Annotated in this window: 16 protein-coding genes; all 16 read left to right on the top strand. The window is 57.1% G+C overall.

Annotated features, from left to right (window positions below):
* The first annotated feature begins 22 nt into the window (after nt 1-22).
* The 16 genes from AWR27_RS15280 to AWR27_RS15205 all read left to right on the top strand — a co-directional run bounded on the left by AWR27_RS15280 (nt 23) and on the right by AWR27_RS15205 (nt 15,150).
* On the top strand, nt 23-598 hold the full coding sequence (locus AWR27_RS15280; RefSeq protein ID WP_077131967.1) for a hypothetical protein: 576 nt from the start codon (nt 23-25) through the stop codon (nt 596-598).
* 178 nt (nt 599-776) lie between these two features.
* Nucleotides 777-1,226 (top strand): hypothetical protein, encoded by a 450-nt coding sequence (locus AWR27_RS15275; RefSeq protein WP_077131966.1) that lies wholly within the window; start codon nt 777-779, stop codon nt 1,224-1,226.
* Nucleotides 1,227-1,256: 30 nt separating this feature from the next.
* A complete protein-coding gene (locus AWR27_RS15270) occupies nt 1,257-2,627 on the top strand; it encodes a type VI secretion system contractile sheath protein TssC (RefSeq protein ID WP_077131965.1) in 1,371 nt (456 codons plus the stop codon).
* A 34-nt stretch (nt 2,628-2,661) separates the two neighbouring features.
* A complete protein-coding gene (tssD, locus tag AWR27_RS15265; protein WP_077131964.1) occupies nt 2,662-3,057 on the top strand; it encodes a type VI secretion system tube protein TssD in 396 nt (131 codons plus the stop codon).
* A 62-nt stretch (nt 3,058-3,119) separates the two neighbouring features.
* Complete coding sequence (locus AWR27_RS15260; RefSeq protein WP_077131963.1) at nt 3,120-3,764, top strand: hypothetical protein; 645 nt, start codon at nt 3,120-3,122, stop codon at nt 3,762-3,764.
* Nucleotides 3,765-3,779: 15 nt separating this feature from the next.
* Nucleotides 3,780-5,618 (top strand): type VI secretion system Vgr family protein, encoded by a 1,839-nt coding sequence (locus tag AWR27_RS15255; protein WP_077131962.1) that lies wholly within the window; start codon nt 3,780-3,782, stop codon nt 5,616-5,618.
* 7 nt (nt 5,619-5,625) lie between these two features.
* Nucleotides 5,626-5,931, top strand: coding sequence for a PAAR domain-containing protein (locus AWR27_RS15250; protein ID WP_077131961.1), 306 nt, complete (start codon nt 5,626-5,628; stop codon nt 5,929-5,931).
* 4 nt (nt 5,932-5,935) lie between these two features.
* Nucleotides 5,936-6,370, top strand: a complete 435-nt coding sequence (locus tag AWR27_RS15245; protein WP_077131960.1) for a GPW/gp25 family protein — start codon at nt 5,936-5,938, stop codon at nt 6,368-6,370.
* Nucleotides 6,371-6,562: 192 nt separating this feature from the next.
* Nucleotides 6,563-7,024, top strand: a complete 462-nt coding sequence (locus tag AWR27_RS15240) for a CHAP domain-containing protein (protein WP_077131959.1) — start codon at nt 6,563-6,565, stop codon at nt 7,022-7,024.
* A gap of 121 nt (nt 7,025-7,145) precedes the next feature.
* On the top strand, nt 7,146-8,981 hold the full coding sequence (locus AWR27_RS15235) for a type VI secretion system baseplate subunit TssF (RefSeq protein WP_077131958.1): 1,836 nt from the start codon (nt 7,146-7,148) through the stop codon (nt 8,979-8,981).
* Nucleotides 8,978-9,907: a type VI secretion system baseplate subunit TssG gene (locus tag AWR27_RS15230; protein ID WP_077131957.1), complete on the top strand. Its 930-nt coding sequence runs from the start codon at nt 8,978-8,980 to the stop codon at nt 9,905-9,907. The genes AWR27_RS15235 and AWR27_RS15230 overlap by 4 nt, the downstream gene beginning before the upstream one ends.
* A 74-nt stretch (nt 9,908-9,981) precedes the next feature.
* Nucleotides 9,982-10,830: a TssN family type VI secretion system protein gene (locus AWR27_RS15225; protein WP_077131956.1), complete on the top strand. Its 849-nt coding sequence runs from the start codon at nt 9,982-9,984 to the stop codon at nt 10,828-10,830.
* 11 nt (nt 10,831-10,841) lie between these two features.
* A complete protein-coding gene (locus tag AWR27_RS15220) occupies nt 10,842-11,984 on the top strand; it encodes a hypothetical protein (protein WP_077131955.1) in 1,143 nt (380 codons plus the stop codon).
* An 81-nt stretch (nt 11,985-12,065) separates the two neighbouring features.
* Complete coding sequence (locus AWR27_RS15215; protein WP_077131954.1) at nt 12,066-12,566, top strand: hypothetical protein; 501 nt, start codon at nt 12,066-12,068, stop codon at nt 12,564-12,566.
* 99 nt (nt 12,567-12,665) lie between these two features.
* The gene (locus AWR27_RS15210) at nt 12,666-13,643 is read left to right on the top strand and encodes a hypothetical protein (protein WP_077131953.1); all 978 of its coding nucleotides are present in this window, start codon (nt 12,666-12,668) and stop codon (nt 13,641-13,643) included.
* 4 nt (nt 13,644-13,647) lie between these two features.
* Nucleotides 13,648-15,150, top strand: coding sequence for a C1 family peptidase (locus tag AWR27_RS15205; protein ID WP_077131952.1), 1,503 nt, complete (start codon nt 13,648-13,650; stop codon nt 15,148-15,150).
* Nucleotides 15,151-15,187: the final 37 nt, after the last annotated feature.

Genomic DNA, 15,187 nt, shown 5'->3' with positions numbered 1-15,187 from the left:
TACTCCTAAACCAACTACATCAATGGATAAATCGTGGATGATTCTGACCGACGCCGAGTTTGCGGCCTATGTCAGCCCCGGCCCTGCCGACCTGCAATCATTCGATAAAAACTCCGATACCAAAACCGTAATGGATTGGGTCGGTAAGCAGATTGCGCTGAAAAAAATTACGAAGATGTACCTCATTGCGCACGGCATTTCGGTGAGCAACAAGGGCGCATCGCTGGGTATGAGCATGGAGGGTAATTACAGCCTGCCCGAAAAAATTGGCGGCTATGGCATCTCCATTGGCGACACGCCCATTGGGGTCGACAACGATTCCCTGTTCAAAGCCTGGGGCCGTAAAGGGCTGAAAAGCATTGTGATGCTCAGTTGCGGCATCGTCAATGGCGACGGGCAGGGCAACTGGGGCGATGGCCGCACGTTGTGCCAGCACATTGCCACCTACACCGGCGCGACCGTGTACGCCAGCGATACGGTGCAATGCATCGGTTTAGACTGGCAGGGCGACGTATTCAAGTTCAGCCCCAACATGAGCACGGGCGGCACCCGCGTAGCCCGGCCTTATCCGGCTCTGTTGCAGCGGGTCGATAATTAACCGAGCCGCGCCCGTCCCCCGAATATGGGATACTATGCCAGCGAGTAACAGGTCAATTTTGACCCATTGTGCAACCGTTCGCTCAACGCCTGTTTCCTCAAAAATCACCATTTCGACAAACCAGAAAATCGCAGGTTATACCGCTCTTAACTGGCCGCTCACGCGGTCGTAAACAATCATGATGGACTACGGCATTGGAGGGCAGGAGAAAAAAGGCAACGACGCCAACGAAGCCATCTCCGACATCCAGAAAAACCGCACGATGCTCGTGCAGAAACTAACGGCCAACGCGCCGTTCAAACCGAAGGTGGAGGAGAAACTCGAAACGGTAGATGCCGTGTTCGCCCGTTTCAAACCCGAAATCGACATCGCCTTTGAAGACGCCGAAGGCACCGACGTGGAAGAAACCCTCCACTTCAATAACCTCGGCGATTTTGGCAAGAAAGGCATCACCGCTCAGAGCCAGTTTTTGCAGGGACTCCAGGAGCAGCAGGACGATTACCAGAAGTTTATCAAACAACTGAAGTCGAACAAAGTGCTGCAAAAAATTCTCGCCGACCCTGCCGCCAAAGAAACTTACCTCACCGCCCTGCGGGCAATGGTACAGGAACTGGAAGAAGCGAAGTAAAAGACCCCGGAAACCCATTCAACCGAAAACATGGAAGCACCTGAACAAACCGCAAACGGCAAGGCCGTAAAAGAGCGTACAAAAATCGCTAATCCGGCGCAGGCATTGGCCGACAGCAGCCAGCAGTTAGCCAAATTCGGCGGATTCGAGTTCGTTGAAACCACCGTTGAGGGAGCGCAGAACCTGAACCCCGCCAAAAAAGCCCGCAAGAACATTTTCCTGACCGAGAAAGGCTCCGAAAAAGAACGAAAGGCACTCAAAAAACGCCTGACCGCCTTCGCCGACCTGCTCGACAGTCACGAGAACGTGGCCGACATGATTGGTGAGGCCGAACAAAAGGCCGAAACCGCAGGCGAAACCCTGCGCCGGAACCTCAAAAAAGCCGTTGACGAAACCAAAGACCTCGAAACGGCTTACCGCTCGGTGGCTCTGTTCTACAAAAACGCCGATACCGAGAAAATCAAAAACATCAGCATCGTCAATGCCGACCCGGAGCAGATTCAGGACCTCGACAACACGCTGTTTTTTGATGGTATCGCCGACGAACTGCGTCAGAACTACGACAAACTCGACCTCCGCAACAACTACTCGCTGCTGGTGCTGCCCGGCTACCTCGGGGCCAAAAAAGTAGTGGACAAGTGGGCGCGGCTGGCCCACGAAAACAAGGCAATGCTGCTGACCGATTACCGCCACCTCGACACGCCCGACGACGTACTGGAACTCTGGCAGGACGAAGACATGCCCAGTGCCGACGCCTACAAGGCCAACGTGATGATGACCTGCAACTACCTCGTGGGCCGCGAAGCCTTCAGCGACCTCGGCGAAGATGAGCCGCTCTACGTGCCGCCGTCTGCCGCGCTGGCCGGTAAAATTTACAAAACGGTGCTGCAACAGCCGGTAGCGGGCAGCAAACACGGTACGCTCAACGAAGTCGATGGCGTGCGGTTCGAGCTGAAAAAGAGCGAAATCGCCAACCTCGAAAAGTTGGGTTTGGTGCCGATGGTGAACGAGTATAACAAAGTGATGGCGTATTCGGCCAAAACGCTCTTCAACGGCGACAACCAGGGTTTGCAGACCTACTCAGTCGTGCGCGTGTTCGATTGGGTTATGAAAGTACTCATTGACTTCCTGAACCGCCGGGCCTTTGAAAACTGGACCTACGACGCCGAAAAAGACCTGCGGGCGCAGATTGTGAAATTCCTGAACAGCATCACCGGATCCGATAAAATCATCGAAGACTTCAAGATTCTGCGGTTCGAGCGCGACAAAGACGTGAAAGACCGCATTCACCTCGACATCCACATCAAACCCTACTTCCCGGCCAAAAACTTCTTAGTGCGGCTCGACGGCACCAAAGGCGACGACGCCAACGACTGGAAAGGTGGGGTGGAACAAGCGTAATCAATTCAAATTCAAACAAAAACCCTTTACAACAATGGCTTTCAAAGCAACTCTAAAACTTGATCAGACAGAGTATCGTCTGCTGCACTGCAGTTTTTCACTGGGGCAAAACACCGACTATACGACCGGCAAACCAACGTCGGACGTGATGGGCGGGCAAATTAACGCTGAGTTTGAATCGACTAAAGATACGGACGCCTTCAAACTCATGATTAACCCCAACGCCAAGTTCAAAGGCACCATCAAGTTCTTCAAGCAGGACGAAGACTCGCCCATGAAAGAACTCGAGTTTGAGGATGCCTTTCTGACCGGTTATTCGGAAAGTATGGACGCCCGCAGCAATGCGCCCATGAGTACGAGCGTCGTGATTTCGGCCCGCAAACTCTCTGTTGGCGGAGCCAGCCACGAAAACAAGTGGGCGGCTTATTAAACAACGCACCAGTTTAGACCTATAAGGTTTCGAAACCTTATAGGTCTAAAGTCTTTACTGTCATGAACGGAGAAACTGCTGCCGTTACTGCACTCCGCGAGGGTATCATCAGTCTGCTCGAAAGCCCCGCCGTGCAGGCCATTAGTTTTCAGATGGGAGGAGTTGCTGTTGATGGCGATTCATTCCAGCAGGTTGCGTTGCGGATGCGATTCTGGCAGCACGTCAGACAACCGGGCGAAACACGTGATAGGCCGGGACGATACCCCATCCGAATCCGTATCAATCCGCACCTCGATTCGCGGGTGTTAGGTGCTTATAACCAACACACCAATACGCTGGTATTTCGCAACGCAAACGCACTGACGACTACTGACGGGCGGTATACGGTTATTCACGAGTGCGTTCATGCGGCCAGTGATGCGCTGCGCCTTCGACATCTGGCGTTCTGGGACGAAGCGGCTGCCTACTTAGCCGAACACGTGTACCAGTTTAATGTAAACCTGATTAGCATCACAGACGCCAGCCGCCCGTCGGTGCATATTCATCGCCTGGCCTCGAATATCGCCAGTTCTATAAGTAGTACTGGAAACACAACCGTCGAATCCGGCGATGCACAGCGGCTTTTTGATGAAGTAGCACGTGTGTATCGGCCCGTGACGGGTACGACCCGAACCAGCCGTTATGACTATGATGGCATCGAATTCTGACTCTTTTGAGAAATCATGAACAACCTCTCCGACGTTCGCATCGATATTGGTGGCACCCGCGTCACGATCTTCCAGCGGATCAGCATCCAGCAGTGGATCGACCGGCACCATACCTTCGAACTGAGCGTACCCATCGAGCAGGTCGAAGGCGAGGGAGCCATGCGTATCGACCGGTCGCGGGAGTTTATCGGGAAAGAAATCAGCGTTACCATTCAGTATCGGGTGGGGTCGGGGCAACCGTTTGTGTTTAAGGGATTTATCACGCAACTGTATCTCTCCAAACAGTCGGTCAGTGGCAGTGCGGTGGTAATTCGGGGGTTCAGCGCATCGATTCTGCTGGAGCAGGGAAGCCGCTATGCGGCCTTCCACCAGAAAAACCACAGCGACATTGTTAAAACGGTTTTGGACGAATATGATACAGCGTTGCTGCGCCCGAACGTGTCGCCCCGCAACAATCAGACGGAGCAATATGTGGTGAAGTTCGATGAAAGCAGCTATAACTTTCTGCACCGGCTGGCGGCAGCGACCGGCAACTGGTTTTTCTACGACGGCGAACGCGTAGTCTTTGGCGATGTAAGCAACACGACACCCATCGACCTGCGCTACGGCGACGACATCAGCGCGTTCGACATGCGGATGGATTTGCCCGGTGGCGAGTTTTACTTCGATGATTTCAACTACATCCAGAACCAGCAGGCCCGCAGTCATTCGGCGGCAGTGTCGGTAACGGGTTTAGGCGATTATGGGCAGTTTCTGATCGACAAAGCCGAGCAACTCTACGCCGAACGGCTGTTCGACCATCCGCCCCTGCCCGTCTGGACCGATGCCGAAGCCCGGCAGCAGGTCAGCTACGCCAAGAAAGCATCTGTTGCCAACGCGGTCATTTTCAGCGGCTCGTGCAATGTTATCGGGCTGAAAGTTGGGTCGGTGATCGATATTAGAGAACGCAGCAGTCAGCCGGGTTCGCAGCCGCAGAGTTACGGGCGGTATCGCATCACCAGCATCAGCCACGAGGCCAATTTGGGTGGAGGTTACAGCAACCGGTTCGAGGCTGTTCCGGCGGGGGTCGAGTTTCGGGCCAATCCGGGCTTTTACAGACCCCGCGCTACCACGCAATTGGCGAAGGTAACGCACAACGACGACCCCGAACACCTGGGCCGGGTACGGGTGCTGTTTTTCTGGCAACTGGCGCAAAAGGACGATGAATCGTCGCCTTGGATTCGGGTATTGACATCCTACACGGCCCACGCCGATCAGGGGCATTATTTCGTGCCTGAACGCAATTCGCTGGTTATGGTCAGCTTCGAGAACGACGACCCCGCCCGCCCGCTCGTGGCTGGTGTGACCTATCACAAAGACACGAAGATGAACGCTTTTTATTCAGACCAGAATAATTACAAAGCGATTATCACCAAAGGTGGCAACCACATCATCATCAACGACGAAGCGGGCAAGGAAGAAATCAGCCTGTATAACAAAGACAAGAAAAACCACATCCAGCTTTCGCTCGACGGTACGCATATCAGCGTAAAAACGCAGGGAACGCTGAACCTTCAGGCCGGAACAATCAACATGAAGGCCAAGAAAATTAATGTAGAAGCTGAGGACGAACTGAACGCTAAATCGGAGCAGATTAAGCTGGAAGCCAACAGCAGTTTGTTTGCCGAAGCCCAGAGTAAAATACGATTATCAGGCACGAGCGAAGCCATTCTGACTGGTGCCGAGGTGTTGGTATCTGCCGATGTGAAGGCTACGGTTAAAGGAAAAATTACGGCGGTCTCTGCCGATGCGTCGCTCGATTTGAGTTCATCTGCCGTCGCCAGCCTGAGCGGAATGCCCGTCAAAATAAACTAACGAGACAATGGGACAGCCAGCCGCCCGGATGGGCGATATGCACATTTGCCCGATGGTAACGCCGGGCCTGCCGCCCGTGCCGCACGTAGGCGGGCCAATTCTGCCCCCCGGCGTACCGACGGTACTGATTGGCGGGTTGCCAGCCGCTACGATGGGGAACATGTGTACCTGCGTTGGCCCACCCGATACAATCCTGAAAGGGTCGGCTACGGTGTTTATCGGCGGCAAGCCAGCCGCCCGCGTTGGCGACACTACCGCGCATGGCGGCACCATCGCGCCCCCCGGCTGCATCACTGTACTGATTGGCGGCTAATACTATGAACTTCTACTCGCTCGAAACGCCCGTTGCGGCCCTGATGCGCCGACAGCCGTTGCCGAAGGTGCCGGTCATAGACGCGATTCGGCAGCACATCAATTTGCTGCTCATGACCAAACGGCGCGAGTGCCGCTACGATCCTGAATTGGGCTGTACGGTCTGGGAGCAGGATTTTGCCAACATCAGCAACCCAACGGCCTGGAAAAGCGAAACCGAAATCAGGCTCACGCAACTCATCGGGCAGTATGAAAAACGACTACGCAATACCCGCGTCTCGCTCACGGTCGATGAGCCTCTGGAGCAGGACCGCGACGGTAACACGCTGCGGCTACGCAAACGCCTGAGCATCCGAGTAGGCGGCACCCTGATTGAAACCGAAGAGTCGCTGCCGGAGCAGGAATTTGTTATTTATTTCAGCCCGGTAGCCACGCAGTAATACGAGAGCAAACAAGGTGTAGCGAAAGGTTGGCGCATGTGGAGACGCAAAATTGCTGGCTGGCGCAGGTGGAGACGCAAGGGGTTGCGTCTCTACAAATTGACCATCCGGCGTAGAGACGCAACCCTTTGCGTCTCCCTCGCGCCAGCCAGCCAGCAGCCATAATAACTAACTACCTAAACCCGAAAAACCATGCCCGGAATAGGCGACAACATCCGAACATTTGCCCGAAATCGGCGCGGGCAGCAGGTTGGCAACGGCGAATGCTGGACGCTGGTCGAAACGGCCCTCCGCAACGCCGGTGCCCGCACCTCGAACGACATCATGGGTGCCGATAACGTGACCGAAGACGCCGATTATGTCTGGGGCGAAGAAGTCAATGCAGCCGATGCCCGCCCCGGCGACATCGTGCAATTCCGCGACTACCGCTACGACCTGAGCAGCGAAACCAGTACCGAGTGGCAGGAACGCCCGCACCATACGGCCATTATCGACACAATCAACTCAGACGGAACCATCCAGGTTTTCGAGTCGAACGTGGGCGGCAGTCGGCGGGTGCAGCGCAACCGGCTTTTTCTGCGCTCCGGTTCCGTCGGTAACAGCAGCGTTACCGTCACAGGCCGCATCTGGGTCTACCGACCTCAGGCGAAATAATTAAAATTCACCTCACCCCAACCCCTCTTCTGAAACCAGGAGAGGGGCCAGCCCATCCGGGTCCATTAGCCCCTCTCCTGGTTTCAGGAGAGGGGTTGGGGTGAGGTTAACTCACACGACAATGCTCGATACCCGCGAACAAATCAAAAGTCGAATGCTCCGCGAGGCCGCTCGTCAGTGGGGCTATACCGACGCGCAGATGGACACCACGGCTTTCGATCCGCTGGTCGATTTGCTTGTGGGTGCGCTCGCTACCGAGTCGGAGCGGGTGTATCAGGCCGTACACGAATCGCGGGGACGCATTCTTGAGCGGCTCGTGCAGTTGCTGCTACCCGAAGTAGTGACCGGCCCGCGCCCGGCCCACGCAATCATGACGGCGCAGGCGCTCGACCTTACCGCCGAGGTTCGGCGCGAAGACGCGCTCACGGCCCGGCATCCGCAAACGGGCGAGGAGGTAGGGCTGTCGGCGGCTGGCCGGTTTCCGTTGGTCAATGGGCGCGTGACGTGTCTGGCGGCTGGCACCCAGCTTTGGCGGTTCGACGACTATCAGAACCGGCTACCCATTGGGCAGGCTCCGCCCCACCGCCGACTGCCCGACTACACGCTCTGGATTGGTCTGGAGATGTTAGGCGCACCACTACCCGGCGAGTCCACGCTCGACGCGGGCTCGCCCGGCGTGGATGCGCTCCGGTTTTATTTCGACTGGAAAAACCTGCCCAACGCTCAGCAATACGCGCAGGCAATGGCCCAGAGCCGCTGGTTCGTGGGCGACCGCCCGCTGCCGTTCACAACCGGCTACGGCCCCCTGCCCGACGATGCACCCACCGAACTCATCCGCACGATTGAGCAGCACGCTTTACGCTATTATCGGTCGCAGTTTATCACGCTGACGGGCGCAGGATTGGCTGGTCAGCCGGGGTTGCCTACCCCTGCCCCCCTCGCCAATGCCTTCGAGACCGTACTACCCGGTCTGCCGCCCATGACCTGGCTACGGGTGGAACTGCCGCCTGTGTTTGGAACCGATACGCTGACCCGTACCGACTGCGTGCTGAACGCCTTCCCGGTGCTGAATCGCCAGCTTGTGCGGGCCACGTTTCGGCTGTCAGGTTTGTTCAACGTGTTTCCGCTGACTACCGACCGGCCTTTGCTCGACATTGCCGACGTGACCGACAGCGACGGTAACACCTACCGACCGTTTACCGAGACGAGTGCCGACGCTACCGAGGCCCGAACCTTCGCCGTGCGGCAACAGGGCGTTGGTCGCTTCGATGCTCGTGATGCTTACGCACTCGTGAACCACATGGCCGATCAACTGCGTGACGAAAGCGTAGCGTTTGTAGGGTTGGGGCAGGATAGTCTGCAAACGCAGGTCGAAGACATTCGGCGCATCCTGCAACGCATCCGGCAAAACCTGCCCAACGCCAACACAGCCGCCGATCCAACGCCATTTTTAGTCATCAACAATGCTCCGGCCAACGGTACGCTATTTGTCAATTACTGGGCTACGTCGGCGGAGCGGGCTAACCGATTGCCCGGCGGTACCCGCATCGATACGCAGGCCGTGTTGTTTCGGCGCGAGGGAATGCAGCTACTCAGTCCGTTGGTGGGCGGTGCGGCCCGGCTCGATCCGTCGGGGAGTTTGCCGGTGTTTCGGCGGGCGTTGCTGACGCGGGGCCGCGCGCTTACGGTCGAAGACATCCGGGCCATTGCGCTGAGTCTGTATCCCGATGCCATCGCCGACGTGACGGTGCAGAAAGGTGTAACGGTGCCAACCGACCCGCGTCAGGGGCTAACCCGAACCCTCGACGTGCGGCTGTCGTTCCGGCCCGGAGCGCGGCTGCTACCCGACGAACAGGCCCAGCTTTGCCGGGAGGTGGCCGCGCTGCTCGATGGGCAATGGGCGGGGGTGCTGCCGCTGCGCGTGTTTCCGGCTGACGTAAACTCCACCGTACCATGAAAAAAAACCTGCTGTTCGACGTGCGGGCCGAGGTGTGGCTGGCCCGGCAAAAACGCATCTGGCTCGTGCGGTTACGCAGCCTGTTCAGTCGCCCGTTTAGCCCCGACGTGCTCGATAGCAGCGCAGCGGTTCCAGGACCTGGCTTGGAGACCGATGCTCGGGCGGATGAATTGACTGCGCCGGTTTTGCAGGTCGATGTGAGCCGGGAAGGGTTGTACGACATGCTGCCCGAAGGCATTCTGCACCCACCCCGCCAACGGCGCGACGGAGCGCAGGCATTAGTCGATGAGTCGCGACGGCTGCGGCAGGAAGAGCGCGACAGTCGGCTGTTCTGGCAACCCTTCGAGCAGGAAAGCTGGCGGCAGCGGGTGCAGATCGAAGCGCAGGAAAACGAAAGCCTAACCCAAATTACCGGCCCCGTCTGGACCGAACTCTATAATTATCTGCTGGGCGAAGCCGCCGAGGGGCTACCCGACCTGCAACGAGCCTGCCTGCTGGCAATCTGGACCAATGCCCATCAGACGGTGGGAAACTGGCCCCGAACGGCGGTTTATTTCAGCCGGTTTCTGGGCGTACCCGTAACGCTGCAACACCGAAACCAACGACCTGCCGAATCGACGTCCACGAACTGGCAACCAGCCCGGTTAGGCAACACCCGGCTCGGTTTCGATTGGGTGCTGCCCCCGCCCAGCCTGCCCGACGATGGGGGACAAATCGATATTCGTATCGGCCCGCTGTCGGCCCGGCAACTGCCTGCCTACCTGCCCGGTGGTATCGCCCGCAAACACGTAGCGATGCTGGCGGGCTACCTGTTTCCTGCCGACGCCGACTGGCACCTGCACGTTTTACCCGAATCCAACGGCTTTTGCCTGTCTGACGACCCTACCGCCGGGCGGCTTGGCCTGACCACCGCCCTCGCCGGTTGACCGTTCCATCAATCAGCGTTTGTGCATTCAGGCCAGATTGCGACAAAGGGGGCAAGTTTTATGCTGAGAACTCTATGAAAACCGACGTCATCTTAACTGTTTCGCTGTACTTCGTCATAGCCGTGCTGTGCCTGATCGGGCTGGCGATGCGCCACTCGGCGAAGGAAATTTTTACGAAAAAACTGGCGATGTACGGGGTTGCGGCCCTTGCCATTGCTGCCGGGCTGGGCGCGGCTTTTTCGCGCTCCGAATCGCTTGTAACTGTGTTTTACTGGATTGAAGTGTTGGCCCTGCTGCTGGGTGTGGCACATCTGCTGGCATCCCGGCGCGTGTTTGGCTATGCCATGGAAGGCGGTTTCTGGACCGAACTGCTGCTGGCCGGTGCCATGTTGCTGCTGATTGCGGGCGCGTTCACGGGGTTGTTCCAGACGCTGCAACGGGCCGACCGCTTTCTGCCGGCATTAGCCTGGGGGTTGCTGCCGTTTCTGCTGCCGGTGCTGTTCGTGTATGCCTACAACGCCTGGCTCGCGATTCCGCCCCGCGTGTACCGCAAATGGTTCTATCCGGTCGACCGGGCCGTGCCGCTCATTGAACTGAACGATACCGTTCGGCTCAACTTCCGGGTAACAAAACAGCCTGGCACGCCCGATATGGCGAGCTACACCGTGAAAGCCCCCATCGACCGGACGCTGCACGACCTGTTCCATTACATGATTTATTCGCACAACAACGAAGAAAATCCAGAACAACCCATTCTGTATCACGAACATAATCATGAAGGCAGTTTGCTGGGCTGGGTCTTTTATAAATCGCAGTGGGGCGGGTTGCGAAAACAGTTTCTCGACCCCGCCCTGACCCTGACCCGCAACGGCATCCGCGCCAACGACACCATCATTGCCCGCAGTTTCGTCAGTACCGAATAACTCCCACGTCTATGCTCCCCGAACGAACCCACTGGCCGGTATACTGGGCCGACGGCATGAAAATAGGCCGGACGCACCTGGTCTGCCACGACAACGCGCTGCACGATTCCCTCCGCGATCTGGGCGGGCTGCTGCTCAACAACCTGAACTATGGCTTGCTGCCACCCACACCCGGCAATGCCAGCCCTCTCGTGCTTAGTTGCGACGGGCAGGAACTAACCCTGAGCGTGTGCCGGGCCATCACACCGGGCGGAGCACGCATCGAACTCGACGCGGCCCAGCCTGCGTTGCGATTGCCTCTCAGCGATGCCCGCGACGAGTGGACCCGGCTGGGACAGTCGGTGGGCTATGCGGTGGTCAGCGTCAATCCGTTTGAACCGCAACCCTACGGTCAGCCCGACCCCGACGAGGTGCCGCTGCGTTACCCGTTCGTAATGCCTGCCTATCGGCTAAGTGCGGTGCCAGAATCGGCACTGGCGGGGGCGTTGTCAGCGGCTTATCATGTGCCGGTGGGTCGATTGACATTGGCGAACGGGGTGTTCAGTTTGTCGGCGGAGTATCTGCCGCCCTGCCGTATGGTGGGCGTTTTGCCGGCCATGCAGCAGCAGTACCTGAGCATCGGGAGCCGCATGGGCGAGATCGTGAGTTATGCTACGGCCATTGTGGTGCGGGTGCGAACCAACGCCCGCTCCGGGCAGGCCAACCTGCTGGCAACAACCATCGGTTATCTGGCCGAGGCTACCATCCGCACCATTGCCGACAACCTCGACAGCTTTCAGTTACGGGGCAGTCAGGAATCGCCGGTGCTGGTGGCCGAGTTCGGGATGCGGTTTGCCCGGTCGCTTACGCTCATGATTCGGAGTACGCCCGACCGCGAGAAAGAGGCCATGTTCAACTACTTCAAGAACTGGTGCGGCATCAGCCCCGTGCAGTTTGAAACCGCCATGCAGGACGTACTCGATCTGGAATACAACCATGCCGATTGTCAGCCATTGCTGGCGGCTATCGGGCGGCTGTGCGACGTCGTAATTGCCTTGTATGGTAAACTGAGCCAGTTGAATTACGTCGAGAAAGACAAAGACGAATTCTTCGTAGACCGGCAGGACACCCCCGCGCCCAAGCCCGCGAACAAGATTAGTTTCTGGGGGAAATAAGAAATGAAAAGTTAAAAGTGAAAAATGAAGAGTGGTAATAGCACTTTTCACTCTTCACTTTTCACTTTTAACTCAAAGGATATGAACACGTCACTACTCAAATTTCTGATAATCACCCTGTTGCTGGCGGGCAGCATCGGTGCGCTCATGCACAGTCAGTTTGGCGGTCGGTCGGGCAGGGGCAAGGCTACGTCGGTAGAGCAGGAAGACCTGTTTCTGGGCGACGTGGCGCAGGCCGACAGTCTGCACCAGCAGTTGAAAAAAACTGACCCTGCCGAAAAACCCAGCGAGTTTTCGGCCCTGCGTTTCAAACAGGAAGAGGCTATCGGGCGCATGGAAAAGGGCTACAAGGCCGACAGCGTGTTTCGGCTGCTGACCCAGACTACGGGCCGCAACTATAACAAAATGCTCGGCATTGTGGCATTGCAAGCCAGCGACCGCCAAACCCAGGCCGACGCCAAAGAACAACTCACCGACCAGATTGCCACGCTGAAAACCGATATACAAAGTTTGGAAACCCAACTCATGCTGAAGCAGTCGAGCCTCGAAAGTATGCGAGCCATCAAAGCAGCGCAACAATAGTGATGAGTGATGAACGATGAGTGATGAGTAGCTGACGCGAGAAACATTCATCACTAAAAATACTCATCGTTCATCACTCATCGCTCATCACTAACAAACATGAAACCACTTAACCACGCCGAACGAACCCGCCGATGGAGCCAGTTTCTGGGGCTGTATGCGGCCCTTTTGCTGCTCATTACAGCCTGTTGCTGGCTGTCGGTAGTGCTGATTCCGCAACTCACCACCGTGCAGCAGCACCAGACCGTGCAGGAGATGGTGACCTACCGCCGACAACTGACCGGAACCGACAAAATGCTGACGAGCGTGGAGCAGGGCGCACCGCTGACCGACAATTGGTTACGCAACTTTTTCACGACCACTACGGCCCTCGATCAGCAGTTTCCGAACGTGCTGTTTGTGGTTGTCACCAACAGCTACCGGCAACTGGCTGGTGAGTATGAAAACGCCCGCAAGAACGGCAACGACGACCTGAAGCAACTCAACGCCCAGAAACTCCAGTTAGACGCCAAAAAAGCCGAACTGCTGGCGGCTCTTGCCCGAACCGGGGATGATATAGAGCGGGTGGCGTCGGCACCTGCGCCACCCAAACCGCCCGCTGCCGCTGGGGGAGGAGCCAAACCTGCCGCGCCTGTGGGGCCGGTCATCAATGCCGGGTTGTTCGGGCCGTTCAAGCCGTTGCTGATTAGTGGCAGTGGTGAGTTTGGCCGGAATAACCCCGAAGTCAACGCGTCGGTACAGTTCATGATTGTGAAAGAAAAGCAGGTGATGCTGGCCGTGTATTTCGAGACGGGCGGAGCCAACGCCGGTACGCTCGCCAAAGTAACCGACCGTCGGGAGGTGTACACGGCCCCGCCCGGCTACAAAATCGTAGGCTTATCGGTGCCCGAACGAACGCCCTGGCGCGTCAACTACACCGACAAAACCACTGCTGAAGACCAGATTGATACGAACGATGGCCTGATGACATTCCGGGTGCAGGCCAACACGCCCGGTCTCGACGTGGGCGCAACGGGTGGCAGTGCGCTCAGTATCCAGCTAAAAAAACCAGTAAGTGTGAAGTTAGAAAAAGAATAACATCATGAAACCAACCCTTTTCCTCATAGCGCTGTCGGTATGGCTAACGGCCAACGCACAGGAGCCGCCCGCCCGCAAATACACCGGTGGGCTGAAAATTAACCGGACGCGCTCGCTGACGGTGTTGACCAAAGCCCCGCTGGCAACGCGCTCGTTTGCCAATTTGCCCGCCGAGGTGTCGTATGAAGCCTTCTGCCCCAGCGTGGGCGATCAGGGTAAACAGGAAACATCGGTGGCCTTCGCTACGGCCTACTACCTGCGAACCATCATGGAAGGCCGCGAACAGAACATGACCCAGAAGGCCCAACTCGATCAGGCCCGTTTTTCGCCGACGTTTGTGTACGACAAAATCCGCGACCCCAAAGACGTAAACTGCCAGGAGGGCGGCACCATCGAAGAAGCGCTCGACGTGCTGAAAGTTGATGGTGTGCCGCGTTTGCGAACCTTGTCGTATCCACAGTGTGCGCCCAAAATTCCGGCCAACGCGGTGCAGGAAGCCGCCAAATTTCGCATCGGCGACTACCAGCAGTTGTTTGCCGCCAATGCTCCTGCCGATCAGAAAGTGCTGGCCGTGAAAAAAGCCCTGTCAGAAGGCAACCCCGTGGTGGTGGGCATTGGTGCTCCGCTGTCGTTCGAGGAAGTGCGGGCCGTTTGGGAACCCGCGCCAAATGAAAAAATAAGCGACGCGCTGTATAACCAGGCTATTTGTGTCATCGGCTACAGCGACAAACAATACGGCGGGGCATTTCGGATTGTGAATAGCTGGAACACCAAATGGGGCGAAAAAGGCTTTTGCTGGATACCCTACAGCTATTTCGGCAAGTTTGTGCTGAATGCATTTCAGGTCTATAGCACCGCAACGGCATCGGCTCCTGAACCCGTTACGGCGTCGGCAACTACGCCCACGTCGGTGGTGCTGAACACGGGCGTCCGGCCTGATACGCGCCGGGGTTCGGCAGAGTTACGGCTTAACGACGGAGCCACGATGGCCATGTCGCGGCAGGCGATGCGGACACTAAAAGTAGAAGCCGACGAAGCCGCCCCAACTACGCTGCGGGCGTATCGAACAACTACTATCTACCCCAGCGGCACCCGCTTTAAGTTTTACCTGACCAACTCCGAGAACGCATACGTCTATGCCCTGACCGTGAATAAGCGGGGCGATTTTGACAAACTTTTTCCGTTCGACGACCTCACCAGCCCACTGCTGGGGCCAAACACCACGATTGTGTATCCCGGCGAAAAAACGTCGGTAGTCATCGAAAGCTCGAAAACCAGCGATTACCTCTTGATTCTGTTCGCCAAACGCCCGCTCAATCCCGACGGCCTGATTAAAGCACTCGACCGTAAACGCGGCCCGATAGACAAACGCATCAATGAGGTACTGGGCGATCAGTTGGTACAGCCCGACGAGGTGAAATACGAAGATGAGCAGATTGCGTTTGCCGTGAAATCCGGCATCTCAGCCAGTATTGTGCCGGTGCTGATTGAGATACGGCATAAGTGATACCCCTCCCCAGAAGGGAGGGGTGAGTAACGCGAAG

Source organism: Spirosoma montaniterrae (assembly GCF_001988955.1).
Taxonomy (GTDB): domain Bacteria; phylum Bacteroidota; class Bacteroidia; order Cytophagales; family Spirosomataceae; genus Spirosoma; species Spirosoma montaniterrae.
This window is presented reverse-complemented; position numbering and strand designations above follow the sequence as displayed.